16 protein-coding genes and 1 pseudogene are annotated in these 21,401 nt (G+C 68.8%); 5 read left to right on the top strand and 12 right to left on the bottom strand.

Annotated elements, in window-relative coordinates; genetic code table 11:
- Positions 1 to 51: 51 nt before the first annotated feature.
- Together ABFX51_RS35570 and ABFX51_RS35565 are read left to right on the top strand one after the other, a co-directional pair.
- Positions 52 to 249: pseudogene (locus tag ABFX51_RS35570) on the top strand (XRE family transcriptional regulator); the annotation flags it as partial.
- A gap of 8 nt (positions 250 to 257) precedes the next feature.
- Complete coding sequence (locus ABFX51_RS35565; protein WP_346056385.1) at positions 258 to 728, top strand: NUDIX hydrolase; 471 nt, start codon at positions 258 to 260, stop codon at positions 726 to 728.
- A gap of 27 nt (positions 729 to 755) precedes the next feature.
- On the opposite strand, the gene ABFX51_RS35560 is transcribed toward ABFX51_RS35565, so the two are convergent.
- The 5 genes from ABFX51_RS35560 to ABFX51_RS35540 form a co-directional block, all read right to left on the bottom strand.
- Positions 756 to 2,999, bottom strand: coding sequence for a protein kinase domain-containing protein (locus ABFX51_RS35560; protein ID WP_346056384.1), 2,244 nt, complete (start codon positions 2,997 to 2,999; stop codon positions 756 to 758).
- Positions 3,000 to 4,068: 1,069 nt separating this feature from the next.
- On the bottom strand, positions 4,069 to 4,623 hold the full coding sequence (locus ABFX51_RS35555; RefSeq protein ID WP_346056383.1) for a DUF6924 domain-containing protein: 555 nt from the start codon (positions 4,621 to 4,623) through the stop codon (positions 4,069 to 4,071).
- Positions 4,624 to 5,316: 693 nt separating this feature from the next.
- Positions 5,317 to 5,529 carry a hypothetical protein gene (locus ABFX51_RS35550; RefSeq protein ID WP_346056382.1) on the bottom strand — a complete coding sequence of 71 codons (213 nt, stop codon included), beginning with the start codon at positions 5,527 to 5,529 and terminating at the stop codon, positions 5,317 to 5,319.
- Positions 5,529 to 6,566 (bottom strand): alpha/beta fold hydrolase, encoded by a 1,038-nt coding sequence (locus ABFX51_RS35545; RefSeq protein WP_245782939.1) that lies wholly within the window; start codon positions 6,564 to 6,566, stop codon positions 5,529 to 5,531. The genes ABFX51_RS35550 and ABFX51_RS35545 overlap by 1 nt, the downstream gene beginning before the upstream one ends.
- Positions 6,567 to 6,568: 2 nt before the next feature.
- Positions 6,569 to 7,405, bottom strand: a complete 837-nt coding sequence (locus ABFX51_RS35540; RefSeq protein WP_091504790.1) for an SDR family oxidoreductase — start codon at positions 7,403 to 7,405, stop codon at positions 6,569 to 6,571.
- Between the two features lie 127 nt (positions 7,406 to 7,532).
- Between ABFX51_RS35540 and ABFX51_RS35535 the strand changes: the two genes are divergently transcribed.
- Positions 7,533 to 10,349 carry an AfsR/SARP family transcriptional regulator gene (locus ABFX51_RS35535; protein WP_177228556.1) on the top strand — a complete coding sequence of 939 codons (2,817 nt, stop codon included), beginning with the start codon at positions 7,533 to 7,535 and terminating at the stop codon, positions 10,347 to 10,349.
- 928 nt (positions 10,350 to 11,277) lie between these two features.
- Here ABFX51_RS35535 and ABFX51_RS35530 read toward each other — a convergent pair.
- From ABFX51_RS35530 to ABFX51_RS35510, 5 genes are all read right to left on the bottom strand, one after another.
- Complete coding sequence (locus ABFX51_RS35530) at positions 11,278 to 12,432, bottom strand: acyl-CoA dehydrogenase family protein (protein WP_346056381.1); 1,155 nt, start codon at positions 12,430 to 12,432, stop codon at positions 11,278 to 11,280.
- Positions 12,429 to 14,360, bottom strand: a complete 1,932-nt coding sequence (locus ABFX51_RS35525; RefSeq protein WP_346056380.1) for an acetyl/propionyl/methylcrotonyl-CoA carboxylase subunit alpha — start codon at positions 14,358 to 14,360, stop codon at positions 12,429 to 12,431. The genes ABFX51_RS35530 and ABFX51_RS35525 overlap by 4 nt, the downstream gene beginning before the upstream one ends.
- 2 nt (positions 14,361 to 14,362) lie before the next feature.
- Positions 14,363 to 15,946 (bottom strand): carboxyl transferase domain-containing protein, encoded by a 1,584-nt coding sequence (locus tag ABFX51_RS35520; RefSeq protein WP_091504794.1) that lies wholly within the window; start codon positions 15,944 to 15,946, stop codon positions 14,363 to 14,365.
- A gap of 69 nt (positions 15,947 to 16,015) precedes the next feature.
- Positions 16,016 to 16,804 carry an SGNH/GDSL hydrolase family protein gene (locus tag ABFX51_RS35515; protein WP_091504795.1) on the bottom strand — a complete coding sequence of 263 codons (789 nt, stop codon included), beginning with the start codon at positions 16,802 to 16,804 and terminating at the stop codon, positions 16,016 to 16,018.
- Positions 16,805 to 16,910: 106 nt separating this feature from the next.
- Positions 16,911 to 17,690 carry an SGNH/GDSL hydrolase family protein gene (locus ABFX51_RS35510; RefSeq protein WP_346056379.1) on the bottom strand — a complete coding sequence of 260 codons (780 nt, stop codon included), beginning with the start codon at positions 17,688 to 17,690 and terminating at the stop codon, positions 16,911 to 16,913.
- 135 nt (positions 17,691 to 17,825) lie between these two features.
- Here ABFX51_RS35510 and ABFX51_RS35505 point away from each other — a divergent pair, with 135 nt between their 5' ends.
- Positions 17,826 to 18,413 (top strand): SACE_7040 family transcriptional regulator, encoded by a 588-nt coding sequence (locus tag ABFX51_RS35505; protein WP_091504797.1) that lies wholly within the window; start codon positions 17,826 to 17,828, stop codon positions 18,411 to 18,413.
- Between the two features lie 106 nt (positions 18,414 to 18,519).
- Entirely contained in the window at positions 18,520 to 18,933 is a 414-nt protein-coding gene (locus ABFX51_RS35500; RefSeq protein WP_245782940.1) for a hypothetical protein, read from the top strand.
- A gap of 10 nt (positions 18,934 to 18,943) precedes the next feature.
- On the opposite strand, the gene metX is transcribed toward ABFX51_RS35500, so the two are convergent.
- Positions 18,944 to 20,068 carry a homoserine O-acetyltransferase MetX gene (gene metX / locus ABFX51_RS35495; RefSeq protein WP_346056378.1) on the bottom strand — a complete coding sequence of 375 codons (1,125 nt, stop codon included), beginning with the start codon at positions 20,066 to 20,068 and terminating at the stop codon, positions 18,944 to 18,946.
- A complete protein-coding gene (locus tag ABFX51_RS35490; protein ID WP_346056377.1) occupies positions 20,065 to 21,369 on the bottom strand; it encodes a bifunctional o-acetylhomoserine/o-acetylserine sulfhydrylase in 1,305 nt (434 codons plus the stop codon). The genes metX and ABFX51_RS35490 overlap by 4 nt, the downstream gene beginning before the upstream one ends.
- Positions 21,370 to 21,401: the final 32 nt, after the last annotated feature.

The following is a 21,401-nucleotide window of genomic DNA, read 5'->3' as shown; positions in this document are numbered from 1 at the left end:
ATCGCGGCTGTCCGGAACGTTTCGCGCCAAACGACCTTCGTGAACAGGTCTCGGTTCCACAACACGACGCTCTACAACTCGATCTTCCGGTTCGACGACGAGATGATCATCAACACGCACGTGTACGGGTTCCAGGGAGCCCACGCCCCATCCCTCCACCTGCGGAGACTGTCCGCCGGGAACCTCTTCGAGACGTACTCGGAGAGCTTCGAGTCAGTCTGGAACCTCGCCAAGCCCGCCACCTTCTAGGAGGCAGCATGACCCGAGTCGACTACTACAACGACCCGAACGCCCCCAAGGCCAACAGCATCGCAGTAGCGGTCTCGTCGTTCATACAGGACGACCAAGACCGAATCCTGATGATCCGGCGCACCGACAACGATCTGTATTCCATCCCCGGGGGTCAACTGGAGCTGGGCGAGACGTTGGCCGAAGCAGTGGTCAGGGAAGTCCGCGAGGAGACAGGCATCGAGTGCGAGGTCCCGCGAGTGATCGGTTTGTACTCCAACCCTAAGCGTGTCATCGCCTACGACGACGGTGAGGTCCGCCAGGAGTTCTCCATCTGCTTCGAGGCCATCCCGACGAAGGGGCAACTGCGCACCAGCTCTGAAAGCAAGGAAGTCTCCTGGGTCGAGCAGGCAAGGCTAGAACACCTAAACGTCCACCAGTCGATTCGCTTGCGGATGCAGCACGCCGTGGAAGGACGTTCCACTCCGTACTTTACCTAACCGCCATCGGTTCTAAATTCGAACCAACTAGAGACTCTCTATCGCAGATACCGCCGTGAGGATCACTTCATGAACCTCTGCAGCCCCCTGCACCGTCATAGGAACGTCGGATACTCGGACAAAGACTTGATATCGTCCACTCGATCCAAAATGACGTGACGCCCGAGGGAAGCGCTTCAGAGCACGATCAAGCCGCGTATTTAGCGCCATCCTGCCGCTGACCCCTGATTTATAGTTCGACACCGGGAAGTTTCCAACGACTGAGAATTCGATTTCGATCTGGCCAACCTCTACGCCCTTTTTCAGATGCATTTCAGCCAAACGTACTATCAGCTCCAGTTGGCCCGACAGACTGTTGCAGCGCGCGGTCCTTCCCGTAGAAGAATACTTCCCCAAGCCGGCATACAGTCGGGCAACTCTCTCGCAGAACCGTTCTTCTTCTAGATTGTCATTAACAGATGAAGCCAAAATGTATGTCTCAGCACTCGACAGAGCGGCAGCAAACTCCACCATCGTCCCAGGACGCTCCGAGGGCTTTCGCTTTGTTGACGCCACGTACAAATCCATCAAGATAGTTGAAGCTCGCTCTTCTACCCATTCATTAAGGTGCCTCAGTAGTGTCTTCCGATTCCGATCAAAGTCATGACTACTGGGATCCTTCCCCGTGACAACATAGAATAAAAGCTGCCCCATGGAATAGATGTCCACGGTTTCAGCGCGGGCGGATGCCGCGTTGGGTTCATGCAGCTGCTCTGGAGCTGCATAATTGATCACTCCACCAACGCCAGCATTTGTAGTTATTGTCCGATTTGTTTCATGGTAAGCGAGGTCGAAGTCGGTTAGGTAGGGCTCCGCAACCATAGCTTCATTGACATGAATGATTATGTTCTCAGGTTTAATATCCCTATGTTTCACACCATTGACGTGAGCATGTTCAACCACTTCAGCGATATCCAGCAGAAGTCGAATGCATGCCTCTGAGTCTTCGCGATCAAGACCATGGCGTCGAAGATTTTTACCCTCAATATAATCCATTCCGAATGCGTACGGAGCAACAATAAGCTCGCGCACACGAACAATACGAGGATGCTCGAGGCGCTTCATTCCGAGATACCCGTTTCGGAATCGCTGGACCATAATCTCATCGTCAAGGTGATCATTATGGAATACCTTGAGCGCCCAGGGTTCACCATTTTCTTGGTCTACCCGGAATACCGTTCCATAACCCCCTCGTCCCAATGTGGCGACTACCCTCCCCCCAGCGATAACTTGGTTTTCCTCCACAACCGTGAGGTTTCGACGAAAGGCATCAAATCGCTCACTTAACTTTTTCCATTCTTCCCGACGCTCAATATCAGGCAAGCGGCGGCGGGTATCTTGAAACCATGCCAGCCGGGGCTCGAGCTGCTGAGCGCACTTGAGTGCCCCCCTCTCCAATCGATGTGACCTATCGGCAAATAGTTCACGTTGCTCGAGACTTGCGTATTCGTCTGCAAAAGCAGCCGCTTTCGCTATGTTGCGTTGGATTTCACTAACCGGTATCGGGGGGCCTTTTCTTGCCTCGAATCCACTACCGAGAATTACCGTGCCAGCCACATCACCCTTGAAAACAGGGACTTGCAGTGAAGCTGGTATACTCTTCGACACATACTCGTAAAGATTAAGCAAGCTCACGTTCCCGCTGAAGTCGACCGCATCTCCAAGAAGTCCTTCAACCAACGACCTAGTAAATACACCCTGAGCCGGAACGCCGTTCTCCTTGGCGGTCTCCTCAGGGCGACACGCCGCCAACACGCATCTACTTTCGTTGATTCCCGAAACTTCGCGGTCTATATCCTCGGCCATAATCGGACGCGAATTGGTCCACGTGAATGCCGATCCTGAATGACAACAGTCAAGCACCGCCAGTGCATGACTGTAGATCTTACTAGCCGATTCCATAAGTTGCGCAAGATGCGCGAGCGATATTCCAGGATCATACGGCTTACCGTCAATAGTGATCAGGTGACCTGAGTTTCCTAGAACTTGACCGTGCCCAGCGAAGTAAATGACTAAGAATTCGCGTGCAGCGGGGCCCTCTTCGACATAAGCGAGCTCCGAAATCGTTTCAAGAATATTGGAACGTGTCGCCGTCTCGTCGATTAACAGTTTGCAGTCGAATCCGTACTGCTCAAGACTCAAGCACTCCGCCACGTCCGTCGCATCATGCACGCAGCCACTGAGCGGACACTGGGGATACTTGTCTGTTCCGACAATGACAGCATGCCTCATCTGAACCCACCTACTCAGCCGACCGGAGGGGTGCAACTGGTTCGTACCGCCTGGAGTTGCCACAACGCGAGAGATGTCGCGACACGACAAAAGTACGTTACGAGTGCTTCACGGATGCAGGCAGAATGTAACTTTGCCGAGACCCACCAGAGAACACAGCCTAAGCTCGCGACGATTGCCAGCAAAAGACAGGTTTAACAAGAAGTTAGAACATTACGGGCAACTTGAAGGCAGAGGTAACGATCGGAGGCAAGCACATGACATTTCGTCGAAGGTTGACGGCTCAGAGACCGATCAACACATGCACATGATGTTACTTTATGTCCAATAGAAGCTACGGCCCGCCGCAGTTGCCCCGCTGCGGTAAAGACGTACAACTCGCTACGAGTTCCCAGAAAACTTGCCGAACTTAGCTCTATGGGATCAAGGGCGAGCCGCCGCTGGCGGCGGGCCTGTCGCCTACGTAGCCCCTCGCCTGGGCCGCCGCACCCGCTTCCGACACGGCGGGCTGCCGCTCCGCTCCGCCCGCCGGGCGGAGCGGCCGCCAGTGGGTCACCTGGCGCAGAGCCGCGCGGCGGCGGCACACGGGTCCCCAGAGCCAACGTTGGCCTCCTCTGCGAGCGGTCGTGACATACGGGTCGTTCGTGACTCGATCTCCGTTACGCCTCGTCGTGAGGGACGTCCATGTCGACGCCTGATCTTGACAACGGCCGGTAGTACCGCGTGAAGACGATGAAGCGTGTCTTGACCCGGCACCACGGGCTTCGTATCGGGATGCAGGGTTGGGTGTGGCTGGTCCACCAGGCTTTCTGCAGGCCGTCAGAAGCCAGGGAGCAGCGACAGATGAGGAGAACTAACGAGACGCATCAGTGCAGCTCAGAGGCCGTTTACGACGAAGTGAGCGAGGTCGACGAAACTCGGCTGAGAAATCTTGGACATTTTTGAGGGGACGCAGCAGATCCAGCAGCTGATCGTGGCTCGGCGGGTGCTGGGGAAGACGTCGGCGGAGCTGAAGTAGCTGGTGCGCCGCTTGGTCGCTGCGAACAACGGCGGCCGGGCGGTGCCGCGTTCATGCCTCCGGCGGCACGCTCCGCTGCGCCGGCTCCGCCCGCTGCCCGGCCTGCTGAGCCTCCGCCCGCCCACCCGCCTGCGCGGGCTCCCCAACCGATCCGCTCCGGCCCAGGGCGACGGCACGGCTACTGCCGACCGACGAAAAGCCACCGAGCGCCGCCAGTGCCTGGCGGTGCCGGTCCGAGAGCCGGTAGACCCCGGACGGGCCCGCGGAGGTGACGTAGTCGTCGAAGGTCCGATTCTGGATGCTCAGGTTGCTGATCATCGACCGCGCCGCGTCGGGGGTGGCGCGCAGCGTTCGGCCCGGTTCCTCCACCACGTCGACCAGCAGCACCGTGCGCTCGCCAGCGGAAAAGTCGTCGGCGAGCACGAGTGCCGGGTAGAGCCTGCCGTCAGGGACCAGTGCCACCAGGTCCGCCACGGACAAGCCCCGGTACGCGGGATCGTCCACCACGACCACCCAGTCGTCCCCGATTTCGTCCCGCAACGCCTGCCACGCCCCGTCGTCGCTGAAGTCGGTGCGGACGAGCGGGGTGCGATCGTTTGCAGGCAAAGCAGCCACGAAAACCTCCTGAAGCCGTCGAAGGGGCGCCAGGATATCGAGCCCGCCGCAGCCACGGGGAGGCCCAGTCGGCCGTATTCGGTGAAGATCTCGTCGAGGACCCGCCGGGCCTCCACGTCCGCCTGCTCGCACGCGACCAGCGTCTTCCACAGCGCCCACCCGCGCCCACGCGCCCACGTCGACGGATCGACCGACAGGCGGTCGCGGAACGCCCGCCGGGCTTCACCGGTCAGCAGCGTCCAGGCGATGGCCAGATCGCACGACGGGTCACGGACACCGCAGGCCCCGAAATCGACGTGCCCTGCCAGCGCCAACAAAGCACGCTCGACCCGGGCGTCATAGGTGTGCAGGCTGGCCCCGCGGAACCAGTTGTGCTTACCCGGCTGAGGACCGTCGGCAGCGACAGCCTGCAGGGCGACGAGGAAATCGGCGAGATCGAGCGCGAAGCCGACCGCATCCGGAACGCGGTCCAGGCGCGCCGTTTCCCCGGGGAGCCAGCGGCCGCGCTGGGCAGGCGCACCACCATCGCGTCGCCGAGGTGGAAGGTGAAGTTGTCCCACCCGCCGTCCGGCACGGGCCGGACCGGCAGCCCGGCCCACTGCGGAAACTGCCCGGCGACCAGCCGCCGCACCTGCCCGGCATCGACGCTGACCCGCTGGGGCAGTGGGCCGAGAGCCCCCGAACTCAGCGCTCCTCCGCCTCCTCGCGAGGAGAGCGCAGCCGGTCGCTGGAGGTGTCCCAGGCGATCGGCGACATCCGGATCAGGCCCCGCGCCCGCCGGTCACCCCAGCGCGGCATCAGCACCTTCCGCTCACCGCCACGCCGCCGGTCCCGCAGGTCCACGACCAGCGCGATCCCGAGCAGCACCACGACCACCGCCCCCAAGCCGAGCGCCATCACGAGCCTCCCAGGAAAGCGTCGAGGTGAGCCCACGTGGTCGTCCGGGCCCGGCGCCCCGTGAGCACCCCCAAGTGTCCTCCCGGGGCCACCACGAAGTCCACCGAAGGCGCCGACGGCAGCAGGTCCGTCAGCCGCTCCACGGCCCGCCGCGGGGCGATCGTGTCCGACTCGCCCGCGACCACGAGCACCGGCACGCGCACGCCGCTCAGCGAGATGATCCGGCCGTTCAGGTCCAGTTCCCCGTCCGCGAGGTCGTTCGCGCGAAAGAACCGGTGGTACAGCTGGCCGAACGTCCGCCCCGGGTACGCGAGCATGTTGTCCATCAGGTGCTCCACGGCCTCGAGCTGCGCCAGGAAATCCCGGTCGTCGAGGTTGCGCAGGATCGCCAGCGGCTTCGTGATCTCCTTGTCTATCCCCGTCGCCCAGAACACGCGACCGACCACATAGGACGGTGCGCCGCCCAGCAGCCGGTAGAACGGCGTGAGCAGGTGCCCGCCCGTCGCCGCCACGAGCGGGCGGAACGGGGCGATCAGCGGGATCGCGGTGAAGTCCACCGGCGAGGCGATCGTGGCGATCGACGCGATCGGCAGCGACGGCCGGTCCGCCGCCGTGAGCAGCGAGAACAAGCCGCCGAGGCACCACGCGACCACCCGCACGTCCTGCCCGCCGGAGTCCTCGCTGACCTTCCGGATCGCCGTCGGCAGCACCTCGTCGATCCAGTGCTCCACGCCGAGCCGCCGGTCGGAGAACGCCACCGTGCCGTAGTCGACGAGGTACGTCCGCCGCCCCTGCTCGACCAGGTGCTCGGCGAGGCTGCACCCGCGCCGCAGGTCGAAGCACAACGCGGGCGCGGCCAGCGGCGGCACCAGCAGCACCGGCGGCCCGTCCCCGCCACCGTGCATCCGGTACACCGACCGGTTCGGCCCCTGGTCGATCAGCGTGCGCGGCACGGGGCGCAGGTCCGCCACCCCGCCCCGCAGCTTCCCCGCCACGTTCGCCGCCGCGGCCGCCAGGCTCACCGGAGACAGACTCAGACTCAAGACCGCCGCACCCTCGCCTCGTACTCGGCGCGCGCACCCGCGTGCGCGCGCAGGAACACCCTGTCCGCACCGACCGCCCGGAGGAACCACTCCGACGCCGCCCTCGGCACGAGCCGCCCGAGCCGGCCCGTCCAGTCCAGCGAACGCGGTACGTACACGTCGAACCGCGGCCGGCGCACGACGTCCACGATCGCACGCGCCACGTCCTCCGGCCGCAGCGACTTGAACAACTTCGTCTCGACCAGCCCGTCGGCCAGGTGGGTGCGCACCACCGCGGGCATCACGCACGCGATGTCCACACCGGACCCCCGCAGCTCGAGCCGCACCGCCTCGGACAACCCCACGACCGCGTGCTTCGTCGCGCAATACGTTGCGGCGCCGGGAAAACCGGCCTTGCCCGCCATCGACGCGACGTTCACGATCAGCCCCGCGGCACGCGGCCGCATCCGCTTGACCGCCTCGCGCGTCCCGTGGATGACGCCGTGCAGGTTGATCTCCAGCTGCCGCGTGGTCGCGTCGTCGTCCTCCTGCTCCAGCGGCGCGAGCAGCATGATCCCGGCGTTGTTGATCAGCACGTCGATCGGCCCGAGCCGTCGCTCGACCTCGTCGAGGAACTCGCCGAACGCGCGCCCGTCGGTCACGTCGAGTGGCAGGGCCAGCGTGTCACCACCCAGCTCGGCGGCGGTTTTCTCCGCGCCCACCTGGTCGATGTCGCCGATCGCCACGCGCGCGCCCAGCCGGACCAGCGCTCTGGCCGTGGTCGCGCCGATCCCCTGCGCACCTCCGGTGATCACGATGACCTTGCCCCGCAGCTCCGTTGCCATGGCGCTCATCCTGCCGGGCAGGAGACAGATTTTCCAGCAGTGTCACAGCGGGCCGCGGCCTCCGGGACGCGTGTGGCCCGCCTCCGACCTGCGCACGTATGGTCTTGGTGAACGCGATTCAAGGGAGATCACGACCGTGGCCAAGGCAGCGTGGCGCTTCCGCCTGCTCGGCCGGTTCTCCGTCTGCGCCGACGGGGAGCCGGTGCGCATCCGCTCGCGCCTGCACCAGACGCTCCTCGCCACGCTGCTCGCCCACCCCGACCAGGTCGTGCCCGCCGACGACCTCGTCGACGCCATCTGGCACCGCCGCCCGAAGAACGCCAGCAACAGCCTGCACGTGCTCGTCAAACGGCTGCGGGCCGCGCTCGGCGACCCGGACCGCGTTCGCGCCGAACCGGGTGGCTACCGGATCGTCGTCGCGGAGGACGAACTCGACCTGCTCGAGTTCACCACCCTCCTGGCGAAGGCGAGGGAGGCCGGAGATCCGGCCGCGGAACGCGCCCTGCTCGCCGAGGCGCTCGGCCTGTGGAGTGACGAGCCCGTCCCGCTGCCGCTGAGCGAGGCCGACCGCCGCGAGCTGGAGGAGCTGCGACTGACCGCGCTCAGCCGCGCCATCGCGCTCGACCTGGAGGCCGGCCGCGCGGCCGAGGCGATCCCCGAACTGCGGAGGCTCACCCAGCGCCACCCGCTGCGCGAGAGCTTCTGGGCCCAGCTCATGCGGGCCCTGCACCAGATCGGCGCGCAGGCGGAGGCGCTCGCGGTCTACGCCGAAGCGCGTGCCGTGCTGGCCGAGGAGCTGGGTGTGGAACCGGGTGCGGAGCTGCGGGACCTGCACGCCGCGGCGCTCTCCGGGGACTCCTCCGGCGAATGGGCGCCGGTGTGCCAGCTCCCGTCCCGCGCGGAAGACTTCGTCGGCCGCGAGGACGTGCTCGAACGGCTCGAACAGCTGCTGGAACCGGCCGAGGCGGCGCGGGTCGTGGTGGTGTGGGGGCAGCCCGGCGTAGGCAAGAGCACGCTCGCCGTCGAGGCCGCGCACCGGCTGCGTGAGCGCTACCCGGACGGGCAGTGGTTCGCGGCGCTCTACGACCGGCACGCCGGCCGGACCTCCGCGCACGAGCTGCTGGAACAGTTGCTGCTGGCCAGCGGCGTGCCCGCCGGGCAGATCCCGGCGCAGACCGGTGCCAGGGCGGCGGCGCTGCGGGCCCGGCTCGCCGACCGCCGGGTGCTGCTCGTGCTGGACGACGTGGCGGAATCCGCGCAGATCGCGCCCGCGCTGCCCGGCACCGGGCGGTGCGCCGTGCTCGTCACGTCCCGGCGGTCCCTGCTCGACCTGCCGAACGCCCGGCGCGTCCGGGTCGACCCCCTGCGCGGGGACGGCGGGATCGACCTGCTGACGCGGATGATCGGCGGCGCGCGGATCGCGGCGGAACGGGCGCACGCCGAGGAGCTGGTGCGGCTGTGCGGCGCGCTGCCGCTGGCGTTGCGCATCGCGGGTGCCAGGTTGTCGCTGCGGCCCGAGGCGCCGCTGGCCGCGCTGGCGCAGCGGCTGCGGGACGAACGGACCCGGCTCGACGAGCTGGCGGTCGAGGGGATGGAGGTGCGGGCGAGCCTGTCCCTCACCTACCGCGGTTTGAGCCCGGTGGCGCAGACCGCGTTGCGGCGCACGGCTTTGTTGCCGCGCACGGGTTTTCCGGCGTGGGCGCTCGGCGCGGTCACCGACGGCGGCGACGGGGACCGGCTGGTCGAGGCGCTCACCGCGTCGGCGCTGCTGGAACCGCGGGGCGGCGACCGGTACCGCACGCACGACCTCGTGGCGTTGTACGCGCGGGACCTGGCCGCGGAGGAGGATTCCCGGCCGGCGCTGCGGCGGTTGCTCGACGTGCTGCTGTCGCGGGGCGAGGAGGTCTACCGCGAGGCGGCGCGCTGGACCGAGGAGCTGCAGCCCTACCAGCCGCCCGGCACGACGCCCGTCCGGCTGGACCTGCCGCCCCTGGAGTGCCCGGCGGGGTGGGCGAGCGCGGAGCGGGACCTCCTGCTGGCGGCGATCGACCAGGCGTGCTCGGTGGGCTGGCACGCGGACGCGGCACGGCTGGCGGACCTGGTGATCCCCGCGCTGCACCTCGGGGGCGGGTTCGACCAGCTGGCGGCGGCGCGGCAGCGGATCGCCGAGGCGGCGCGGGCCGCGGGGGACGAGCTGGTGGCGTGGCGGGCGGACTACGGCAGGGCGGAGGCTTCGCTGGCGGAGGACGTGGCCGAGTCGGAACGCACGTTCGTCGCGTGCGCGGAGGCGTTCGACCGGCTGGGCGCGACGACCGAACTCGTGTACAGCCTCACCGGAGTGGCGTTCTGCCGGATGATGCGCAACGAGCCGGACCTGGAGACGGCGGAGCGGGCGGTGCGGATCGCCGAGACGGGTGAGGACCGGATCGCGTACTGCACGGCGAGCCGGACGCTGGCGCAGACGTTGCAGCAGCACGACCGCGTGCGCGAGGCGATGTGGGTGCTGAAGAAGACGACGCAGGAGGCGTTGAAACTGGACGTGCCGTCGTTGACGGCTGGGCTGTTCCGGGAGATGGCCAGGACCGCGCTGTTGCTGGGCGACACGGAGGCGGCGGCGTCGGCGTGTGCGGAGGCGGCGCCCCTGCTCAGCGGCAACCCGCACGACGAGGGCTGGCTGCTGCAGCTGCGCAGCCGTGTCGAGACGGCGCAGGGCAGGTTCGCCGAGGCGGCCGCCACGGCCCGGCGCTCACACGAGATCTTCACCGACCTGGGTGACCGCCGCGCGGCGGCGAGCTCACTCATCTGGCTGGCGGACGCCCTCTGGCACGGCGGCGAACGCACGGAGGCGGCGGCACTGGCCCGCCAGGCGCGGGACGCACTGGCGGCCATGGGCTCGACGATCCTGGCGCCCCAGGCGGAGCACATCCTCAACCGCGTGGGGCGCAGCGCCTGACGGGGTCGGAGTGGGGTGGGGTTGGAGTGGGGGTTGGGGCTGGTTCGTGAGGTCGGGTGGGGGCGATGGCCGGGTGGCGGTCGCGAGGCGGTCTCCGGGTGGGAGGTTCGTGGGCTGGAGGGTCGGGGCTGGGGCGAGGCGGGTGGCGGCGCACGGGGTGGGCCGCGCGGCGGTCGCGGCACGGCCCGGCGGTAACGGCACGCGTGGGCGAGCTTCCGCGAAGTAGCCTCCGACAGCTGGACTGGAAGGCCCACCGTCGGCGTGCGCGGACGCGGCGCTTCCGGCGACGCACTCTGGACAGAGGAAAGGGTGTGACAGTTCCCCGCTAGATGCCCCGCTCGGATGAGCCCGATGCACCTGGATGGAGGGTAAGCGCCGAACTGTCAGTGACGTGTCAGTGCCGCCCTGCCATCATCCCTACAGGGCTGGACCGCGAATGGGGGTCGGCCCAGCGACGTTGCGTCGGGCGGCGGCAGCCCCGTGCCGCCGCCGGACTCAACAGCCTCTTCAGACCGGTCATCTCAGCGGCCCTCGCAGCAGCCACCCGGGCGACCGCGAACCTCACGGCCATCCGCGACAGCCGCGGCCCAGCCATCGCGCCACCCAACCGCAGACCGCCTCGTCGTGAGGCCCCTGCCGCCCAGCCCGGCCGCCGCCCGCCCAGCAGCAGGCCGCCGGGCCGTGGGGCCCCTGCCGCCCGGCTCGGCCACCGGATCCCGGCCGCCTCACCAACCGGGCCACCCGCCAACCGACCCCGGCACCCGCCGTCCAGTCCCGCGCCGCCCGGTCCCGACTGCCGCAAGCCATGGGCCACTCCGCGACCGAGCACCGGGCACCGGGCACCGGGCACCGGGCACCGGGCACCGGGCACCGGGCCAGGGGAGCGCCCCCAGCCCCCAGCCGTCAGCGCAGGCCCGGCCCCCGGCCGTCAGCGGAGGCCCAGCTCCCTGGCGATCAGCATCCGCTGGATCTCGCTCGTGCCTTCGCCGATTTCCAGGATCTTCGCGTCGCGGTAGAACCTGCCTACCGGGTACTCGTTCATGAAGCCGTAGCCGCCGAAGATCTGCGTTGCGTCGCGGGCGTTGTCCATCGCCGCGTTCGACGACACCAGTTTCGCGATCGACGCCTCCTTCTTGAACGGCTCGCCGCGCAGCATCTTCGCCGCCGCCTGGTAGTACGCCAGGCGCGCCGTGTGCGCCCGCGTCTCCATGTCCGCGATCTTGAACTGGATCGCCTGGTACGTCCCGATCGCCGCACCGAACGCCTGGCGCTCCCGCACGTACCGCAGGCACTCGTCGACACAACCCTGCGCAAGGCCCACGCTCAACGCGGCGATCGCCACCCGGCCTTCGTCCAAAATGGACAGAAATTGTGCGTACCCCCTGCCACGCTCACCGACGAGGTTCTCCGCGGGCACCCGACAGTCCGAAAAGGACAGACCGTGCGTGTCGGACGCGTTCCAGCCCACCTTGGAGTACTTCTGCTCCACCGTGAACCCAGGCGTACCCGACGGCACGATGATCGCCGAGATCTCCTTGCCACCGTCCGGTTTCGTGCCCGTCACCGCGGTCACCGTGACCAGCCGCGTGATGTCCGTGCCCGAGTTGGTGATGAACGACTTGCTGCCGTTGATCACCCACGAATCCCCGTCCAGCCGCGCCGTCGTGCGCGTGGCACCCGCGTCCGAACCGCCGCCCGGCTCGGTCAGCCCGAACCCGCCGAGCGCCTCCCCCGCGCACAACGCGGGCAGCCACTTCTCCTTCTGCGCCTGGCTGCCGAACCGGTGGATCGGCATCGCCCCCAGCGACACCCCGGCTTCGAGCGTCACCGCCAGCGAAGAGTCCACCCGGCCGAGCTCCTCCAGCGCGAGGCACAGCGCGAAGTAGTCACCGCCCATCCCGCCGAACTCCTCCGGGAACGGCAGCCCGAACAACCCCATCCGGCCCATCTGCGCGACCAGGTCGTACGGGAACTCCTCGCGCTCGTAGAAGCCGCCGATCACCGGAGCCACCTCGCTGCGCGCGAAGTCCTCCACCGTCTTCCGCAGCGACTCGTACTCTTCGTCCAGCCTGAAGTCGATCATTTCTCCGCCTCCGGGGTCACCACGGCCAGCACCTCGTCCAGCGCGACCTGTTGGCCCGCCTGGACACGCACCTCACGCACCACCCCGTCCACCGGCGCGACCAGGGTGTGCTCCATCTTCATCGCCTCGACCACGAGCAGCGGCGCGCCCGCCGCGACCCGCTCGCCGGGCGCCACCTTCACCACCAGGACCGTGCCGGGCATCGGGCTGACGACCGGGCCGCCCTCGTTCGACTCTCCGCGCGTCGCCAGCAGGTTGGGCCGCTCGCCGACCGCCACCGCGAAACCGTCACGCGCCAGCCATTCCCCCGCACGCCGGTACCGCCGGAACTCGCCCGCGTAGTGCACGTCGAGCCGGTTTCCCTCGCGCCGCGCGGAAACCCGCACCGGCTCCCCGTCGCCGACGACGACCGTCGCCGCGTCCGGCGAGCCCTCGACCCGCACCAGCGCCTCGGTCTCCCCGGCCTTGAGGCGCATCGTCACGCCCCCGCCGCCGCCCAGCCGCCAGCCGCTCGGCACGTCCCACGGGTCCACGACATCGCCCGAGGGCTGCAGGTCGAGCACCCGGTCCAGCGCGGCGGCGACGAAGAACTCCTCCGGCACCTCCGAGGGCACAAGCGACTCCAGCCGCCGCTCGACCAGGCCGGTGTCGATCTGTCCACTTCGGACGTCCGGGTCCGCGAGCAGCGCACGCAGGAACGCGACGTTCGTGGTCAGGCCCAGCACCGCCGTGTCCGCCAGCGCGCGGTCGAGCCGGTGCAGCGCCGCCGCGCGGTCCGGCCCCCACGCGACCACCTTCGCCAGCATCGGGTCGTAGTTCGAGCTGACGACCGTGCCAGGGCTCAGCCACGAGTCGACACGCACGTCGGTGGGCTCGTGCAGGTCGAGCACGGTGCCGCCGGTCGGGATGAAGCCCCTGGCCGCGTCCTCGGCGTAGACGCGGACCTCCACCGCGTGCCCGTCGAGCCGGATGTCCTCCTGCGTCAGGGAAAGCGCTTCCCCGGCGGCGACGCGCACCTGCCACTCGACGAGGTCGAGCCCGGTCACCAGCTCGGTGACCGGGTGCTCGACCTGCAGCCGCGTGTTCATCTCCATGAAGAAGAACTCGTCCGGCGCGTGTGCCGACACGATGAACTCGACCGTGCCCGCGCCGGTGTACCCCACGGACCGCGCCGCCTCCACCGCGGCCGCGCCCATCCTCGCGCGGGTCGCCTCGTCGAGCAGCACCGACGGCGCCTCCTCGACGATCTTCTGGTGCCGCCGCTGGAGGCTGCACTCGCGCTCGCCGAGGTGCAGCACAGTGCCGTGCGTGTCGGCGAGCACCTGGATCTCGATGTGCCGCGGGGTGGTGACGAAGCGTTCGAGCAGCAGCCGGTCGTCCCCGAACGCCGAACGCGCCTCGCGCTGCGCCGACTCCACCGCCGCCGCGAGGTCCGCCGGGTCGGTCACCAGCCGCATGCCCTTGCCGCCACCGCCCGCGGACGGCTTGAGCAGCAGCGGGTAACCGACCTCGGCGGCGGCCGCGGCGAGGTCGTCCACATCGGACACGCCGGGCACCACCGGCACCCCGGCGGCCGACACCGTGGCCTTCGCCGCGATCTTGTCACCCATCGCCTCGATCGCGTCGGCGGGCGGGCCGATGAACACCAGCCCGGCCTCGGCGCAGGCGCGCGCGAACCGCGCGTTCTCCGCCAGGAAGCCGTAGCCGGGGTGCACCGCCTGCGCACCGGTGCGCCGCGCGGCTGCCACCATGTCCGAAATGGACAGGTAGTCCGAGACGCGCACCGCGGTGTCGGCCTCCCGCACCGCGCGCGTGCCGGCGTCCGCGTCCGTGTACACCGCGACCGAGCGGATTCCCATGCGCCGCAGGGTGTTCATCACCCGCACCGCGATCTCGCCGCGGTTCGCGACCAGCACCGTGTCGAACATGATCACATCCTGAATACGCCGTAGCCGACGGGTTCCAGCGGCGCGTTCGCCGCGACGGACAACGCGAGCCCCAGCACCGTGCGGGTGTCCGCCGGGTCGATCACGCCGTCGTCCCACAGCCGCGCGGTCGAGTAGTACGGGTTGCCCTGTTCCTCGTACTGCGCCCGGATGCGGTCCTTGAACTCCTCCTCGTCCCCGCCGTCACGCCGGACGGCCGAGAGCACCTGCGCCGCCTGCTCCCCGCCCATCACGGAAATCCGGGCGTTGGGCCACATCCACAGGAACCGGGGCGAGTACGCCCGCCCGCACATCGAGTAGTTCCCGGCGCCGAACGACCCGCCGATGATCACGGTCAGCTTCGGCACCCGCGCGCACGCCACGGCGGTCACCATCTTCGCGCCGTGCTTGGCGATGCCGCCCGCCTCGTACGCCTTGCCGACCATGAACCCGCTGATGTTCTGCAGGAACACCAACGGGATCGAACGCCTGTCGCACAGCTCGATGAAGTGCGCGCCCTTCATCGCCGACTCGGCGAACAACACGCCGTTGTTCGCGACGATGCCGACCGGGTGCCCGTGGATGCGGGCGAACCCGGTGACGAGGGTCGCCCCGTACTCCTTCTTGAACTCGGCGAACCGGCTGCCGTCGACGATCCGCGCGATCACCTCGCGCACGTCGTACGGCGTGCGCGAATCCACCGGCACCGCGCCGTAGAGCTGCTTCGGGTCCACCACCGGCTCCTCGACCGGCGCGACGTCCCACGGGCGCGGCGCGCGCGGGCCGAGCGTGGAGACGATCGACCGGACGATCCGCAGCGCGTGCCCGTCGTCGTCGGCGAGGTGGTCGGTGACGCCGGACTGCCGGGCGTGCACGTCCCCGCCGCCCAGCTCCTCCGCCGTGACGACCTCACCGGTCGCCGCCTTCACCAGCGGCGGGCCGCCGAGGAAGATCGTGCCCTGGTTCCGCACGATCACCGCTTCGTCGCTCATCGCCGGGACGTACGCGCCGCCGGCGGTGCACGAGCCGAGCACCGCGGCGATCTGCGGGATGCCGCGTGCGGACATCGTCGCCTGGTTGTAGAAGATGCGGCCGAAGTGCTCGCGGTCGGGGAACACCTCGTCCTGCCGGGGCAGGAACGCGCCGCCGGAGTCGACGAGGTAGAGGCACGGCAGGTTGTTGTGCAGCGCCACTTCCTGCGCCCGCAGGTGCTTCTTGACGGTCATCGGGTAGTAGGTGCCGCCCTTGACCGTGGCGTCGTTCGCGACGATCACGCACTCGCGGCCCGACACGCGGCCGATCCCGGTGATGATCCCGGCGGCCGGCGCCTCGTCGTCGTAGAGGCCGTTCGCGGCGAGCGGGGACAGCTCCAGGAAGGGGGAACCGGGGTCGAGCAGCGCGTCGACCCTGTCCCGCGGCAGCAGCTTGCCGCGCTCGACGTGCCGGGCGCGGGCCTTCTCCGGGCCGCCGAGCCGCGCGGCCGCGAGCCGCTTGTGCAGGTCCTCGACCAGTTCGGCGTGCGCCGTCGCGTTGCGCGCGTAACTCTCGCTCCGCGGATCCACCGCGGTGGTCAACGTCGGTGTGTCCATGCCAGCCCAGGTTAGTCGTCGTTAACTGCTGCCCCGATGTTAACGACGACTAACCCGGCTGTCCAGCGGTCAGAACGCGGCGGTGAACGTCGGGTAGTAGCCGCTCGCCTGACCGGTCGCGGTCGGGTGGTACGACTCGTCGATCGGCAGGGTCACGCTGTGCAGCCACGCCGAACCGGAGCAGATCTCGTGCCCGGTGAAGGCAGGCCGGACGTCGGCGAAGGTGAAGCCGGCGTTGGCCGCCTCCTTCTCGATCACCGTGTCCAGCGCGTCGGCCCCGCCGTTGATGTAGCCGCGGGAGGTGTCCGACAGCCCGACCGAGCAGGACCCGCCGATCTTGTAGAAGTGCGGGTAGCCGAGCACCACGACCTTGGCGTTCGGCGCCTTGCTCCGGATGGTCCGGTACACGGTGTCGAGCAGGCCCGGCAGCGTGGTGTTGACGTAGTCGGTGGCGTTCGCGATCGCGGTCTTGCAGCCCGAGTCCCCGCCGAGGATGCAGTCCTGCATCACGCTGCTGAACCCGGCGTCGTTGCCGCCCACGCTGATCGACACGAGCGTCGTGCTCGCGCTCAGCGCACCCACCTGGTTGTTGAGCACGTCCGAGGTCTTCGCCCCCGAGCACGCCTGGAAGCTCAGCGACGCACCGCTGCTGCTCGCGTAGAGCGACGGGTACGCCTTCGAACTGCGCTTGCAGCTGCTCGAGTCGATGTAGGACCCGGCGCCGACTCCCGAGGAGTAGGAATCGCCGAGCGCGACGTAGTTGATCGTGGCGGCCTGGGCGGCCGTGGTGAGTCCCAGCGTGGCCAGTACCACGGCGACGATGACGGTGACGGTTCTGCGGGCTGCGGGGACGGACATGGGTCGAACGCCCTTCTCTGAAGTGACAGACCTCCTTTAGATGTAGCAGGGTTGTTTCCCACAGGGACCCGCAATTAGTTGGAAAGTGGTAACGAGACGGCGAACGTCAGAGTGCGCCGGTGAACGCCGGGTAGTAGCCGCTCGCCTGGCCGGTGACGTTCGGGTGGAACGACTCGTCGAGCGGGAAAACCACGTTGTTGAGCCAAGCCTCGCTCGCGCAGGCTTCGTGTCCGGTGAAGGCGGGACGCACGTCGGCGAACGCGAAACCGGCGTTGGCGGCCGCCTTGCCGATCACCGCATCGAGTTCGTCGGCGGCACCGTTGATCAGCCCGCGGGAGCCGTCGGACGGGGCGAACGCGCACGACGTGCCGAGCTGGTAGATGTGCGGGTAGCCGAGCACCACGACCTTCGCCTGCGGCGCCTTCACGCGGATGGCCGAGTAGAGGCCATCGAGCTGACCCGGCAACGTGTTGTGCACGTAGTCCACGGCCTTGTCCACCGCGGCCTGGCACGCGGCGTCGCCGCCGAGCACGCACTCCTGCATCACGTCGGTGAACCCGGCGTCACTGCCGCCGACGCTGATCGAGACGAGCGCCGTGCTCGCGCTCAGCGCGTCGAGCTGCTTGGCCGTCACGTCGGTGGTGGTGGCACCCGTGCAGGCCTGGAAGTTCAGCTTCGCACCGCTGTTCTGCGCGTACAGCTCCGGGTACGCGACCGAGCTGCGCTTGCAGTCGGCGTTCGTGTAGGAGCCGGCGCCGACCCCGGCGGAGTAGGAGTCGCCGAGCGCGACGTAGTCGACCGTGTCCGCCTGTGCGGCCGTGGTGAACCCGAGCGCGACCAGTACGGCGGCGGTGAGCGCGGCGAACGTTCTGCGTGCGGTGGTCATGGAGCTCCTTTCGTGGAAGAGGGCCCACGCTGGCACCCGGCTCCCGCCTACCGGCGGGTTTCTGCCCTGACGTCCCCGCGAATCCGCCCCGGGCAGACGTTAGCGGTCGCTAACTTGACCCGATAGCATGAAGGAATGTCCAGCTCCACCCCCCTGGTCAACGGCGAGAAGGCGAGCCGCCGCGAGCAGATCCTGACCGCCGCGGCCGAACTGTTCGCGCGGCACGGGTTCCACGGGGTGGGCATCGACGACATCGGCGCCGCCGTCGGCATCTCCGGTCCCGCGCTGTACCGCCACTTCCGCAGCAAGGACGCGATGCTGGGCGAGATGCTCAGCTCGATCAGCCACTACCTGCTCGACGGCGGCACCGCGCGGGCGGAGCGGGCCGAGGACCCGGAGCACGTGCTCGCCGAACTGGTCGACTTCCACGTGGACTTCGCGTTGAGCCAGCCGTCGTTGATCACCGTGCAGGAGCGCAACCTGGCGAACCTGACCGACGAGGACCGCAAACAGGTGCGCGCGTTGCAGCGCCGCTACGTCGAGGTGTGGGTGAAGGCGATCAGGGACGCGGTGCCCGGCGTCAGCGAGCGCCGCGCGCGCTCGGCCGCACACGCCGTGTTCGGTCTGATCAACTCGACGCCGTACAACCGCTATCTGGCTGACGAAGAACTCGCCGCGCTGCTGCGCCGGCTCGCGCTCGGTGCACTGCGCGCACTCGCGTGAGTCACCCGTTCTTCGCACTGGCGCGAACCCCCGATCTCTGGTGTTTGATAGGCGGGTGAGCAGCGAGCAGAAGATCGTGGCGAAGGCACAGCGTGCACTCGTCGCGATGCGGCTCGGCCGGGACGACGACGCGCTCGACGAGGTGGCGCCGTCCTCCACGGCCGAGATGCGCGAACTGGTGCTGTTGCTGTTCGGCGAGTGCAGCACGATGGTGTCCGCGCTGGGCGACGGCGGCAGCGCGCCGGTGAAGGTGCAGGTGTTCGACGAGGCGGGCGAAGAGGTCCCGATCGACGAAGCCGACCCGCCGGTGCGGACGGCTGTGCGCACGCTGCTCGCGGAGGTGCACGGCAACACCGAGGCCGCCGAGGAGCAGGTGGAGATCGCCCTGTCGAGCGCGGCGCCGGACGAGGTGAACAGCCTGGTGCTGCAGGCACTGCGCTGGACCATCCGGCTGTCCGCCGAGTGCCTCGACCGGGACCTGCCGGTCACCGACTGGGTGCACGAGGCACTGGCGGACTGAGCCGGGTGTCCTAACCCAGCAGGGACTTCACCAGCGCGGAGAGCTGCGGCGTCTCGATGAGGAACGAGTCGTGCCCGTACGGGGACGAGATCACCGCCGCCTCACCGGCCGTCGCGATCCCCGCCGCGAGGTCGCGGGACTGGTACGGCGGGTACAGCCGGTCGCTGTCCACGCCCGCCACCACCGTCCGCGCCGTCACGCGGGACAGCGCCTGCCCGACGCCGCCGCGGTCCCTGCCGACGTCGTGGTCGTTCATCGACTCGGTCAGCAGCAGGTAGCTGTTCGCGTCGAAGCGGCGGACCAGCTTGTCCGCGTGGTGGTCCAAATAGGACTCCACGGCGTACCGGTCGTCGCCGGGGGCCTGCCGGTGCCGGCCGAACCGCTGGGACAGCTCGGGTTCGCTGCGGTACGTCACGTGCGCGATCCGCCGGGCGATGCCCAGCCCCACGTGCGGGCCCTCGCCGGGGGCGGCGTCGTAGTAGTCGCCGCCGCGCCAGCCCGGGTCCGACCGGATCGCGTGCAGCTGCGGCGCCGCCCACGCGATCTGCTCCGCCGAGGCGGCGGCCGTGGAGGCGACCACGAGCAACGCGTCCACGCGCGCGGGCAGGCCCACCGCCCACTCCAGCGCACGCATGCCGCCCATCGACCCGCCGAGCACGAGCGCCCACCGCTCGATCCCCAGGGCGTCGGCGAGCGCGGCCTCGGCCACCACCTGGTCGCGCACGGTCAGCCGCGGAAACCTGCTGCCCCACGGCTTCCCGTCCGGATCCGGCGACGACGGACCCGTCGTGCCCTGGCAGCCACCCAGGATGTTGGGCACGACGACGAACACCTCGTCGGTGTCCAGCGCCCGGCCAGGCCCGATCAGCCCGTCCCACCAGCCCGGCGACGGGTGCCCTGGCCCGGCCGGCCCCGCCGCGTGCGAATCCCCGGTGAGGGCGTGCTCGATCAACACGGCGTTGGACGCGTCCGAGTTCAGCTTTCCCCAGGTCTCGTAGGCGACGCGGTACCCGGGCAGGCTGCCGCCCGCCTCCAGCCGCAACTCCCCTGGCACCGTCAGGAACTGCCGACGCCCGGGTGGATCGCCCTCCCGCCACGCACCCGTGGCGGGAGGGAGGTCCCGCGCTGGGCTCACAGAGCCGCCTTGGCCGCCCGGAAACCGGCCTCCAGGTCGGCCTTGAGGTCCTCGATGCCCTCGATGCCGACCGCGAGCCGCACCAGGCCCGGCGTGACACCGCTGGACAGCTGCTCCTCGGGGTTGAGCTGGCTGTGCGTCGTGCTCGCCGGGTGCACGATCAGGCTGCGCACGTCGCCGATGTTGACCAGCTGGCTGTGCAGCTCGGTGCCGTCCACGAACTTGCGGCCCGCTTCGACGCCGCCACGCAGCTCGAACGACAGCACCGCGCCCGCGCCCTTGGGCAGGTACTTCTGCGCGAGCTGGTAGTGCGGGCTCGACGGCAGTCCGGCGTAGTAGACCTTCTCGACCTCGTCACGCTGCTCCAGCCACTCGGCCAGCGCCTGCGCGTTCGCGACGTGGCGCTCCAGCCGCAGCGACAGCGTCTCGATGCCCTGGATGATGAGGAAGCTGTTGAGCGGCGAGATCGCGGCACCGGTGTCCCGCAGCACCTGCACGCGGGCCTTCGCGGCGAACGCGCCGGGGCCGAGCGCCTCCCAGTACCGCAGGCCGTGGTAGCTGGGGTCGGGCTCGTTGAAACCGGGGAAGCGCTGCGGGTCGGCACCGAAGTCGAAGGTGCCGCCGTCGACGAGCACGCCGGCGATGGTCGTGCCGTGGCCGCCCAGGTACTTGGTCGCCGAGTGGATCACGACGTCGGCGCCGTGCTCGATCGGGCGCAGCAGGTACGGGGTGGGCACGGTGTTGTCGACGAACAGCGGGACGCCCGCCTCGTGCGCCACGTCGGCGACCGCGCGGATGTCCAGCACGTCGCCACCCGGGTTCGCCAGTGTCTCGCCGAAGAACAGCTTCGTGTTCGGGCGGACCGCGGCGCGCCACTGGTCGAGGTCGTTCTGGTCCTCGACGAAGCTGACCTCGATGCCCAGCTTCGGCAGGGTGTAGTGGAAGAGGTTGTACGTGCCGCCGTAGAGCTTCGGGCTCGACACGAGGTGGTCACCCGCCTGCGCCACGGTCAGCACCGCGGCGGTGAGGGCCGCGGAACCCGACGCGAACGCGAGCCCGGCGACACCGCCTTCCAGCGCGGCGACGCGCTGCTCCAGCACGTCCTGCGTCGGGTTCATGATCCGTGTGTAGATGTTGCCGGGCTCGGCGAGGCTGAACAGGTCGGCGCCGTGCTGGGTGTCCCGGAACACGTAGGACGTGGTCTGGTAGATCGGCGTCGCGCGGGCGCCGGTCGCGCTGTCCGGGTTCGCACCCGAGTGGATCTGTTTGGTCTCGAAGGACCAGGCGTCGTTGCTCGTCATGGTCTCCGACGCTAGCCATTCCGGCCGTCCCC

The sequence above is a fragment of the Amycolatopsis dongchuanensis genome, from assembly GCF_039542405.1.
Classification (GTDB): domain Bacteria; phylum Actinomycetota; class Actinomycetes; order Mycobacteriales; family Pseudonocardiaceae; genus Amycolatopsis_E; species Amycolatopsis_E sacchari.
Note: the sequence above shows the minus strand (reverse complement) of the source record. Positions and strands in the feature narration are given on the sequence as shown.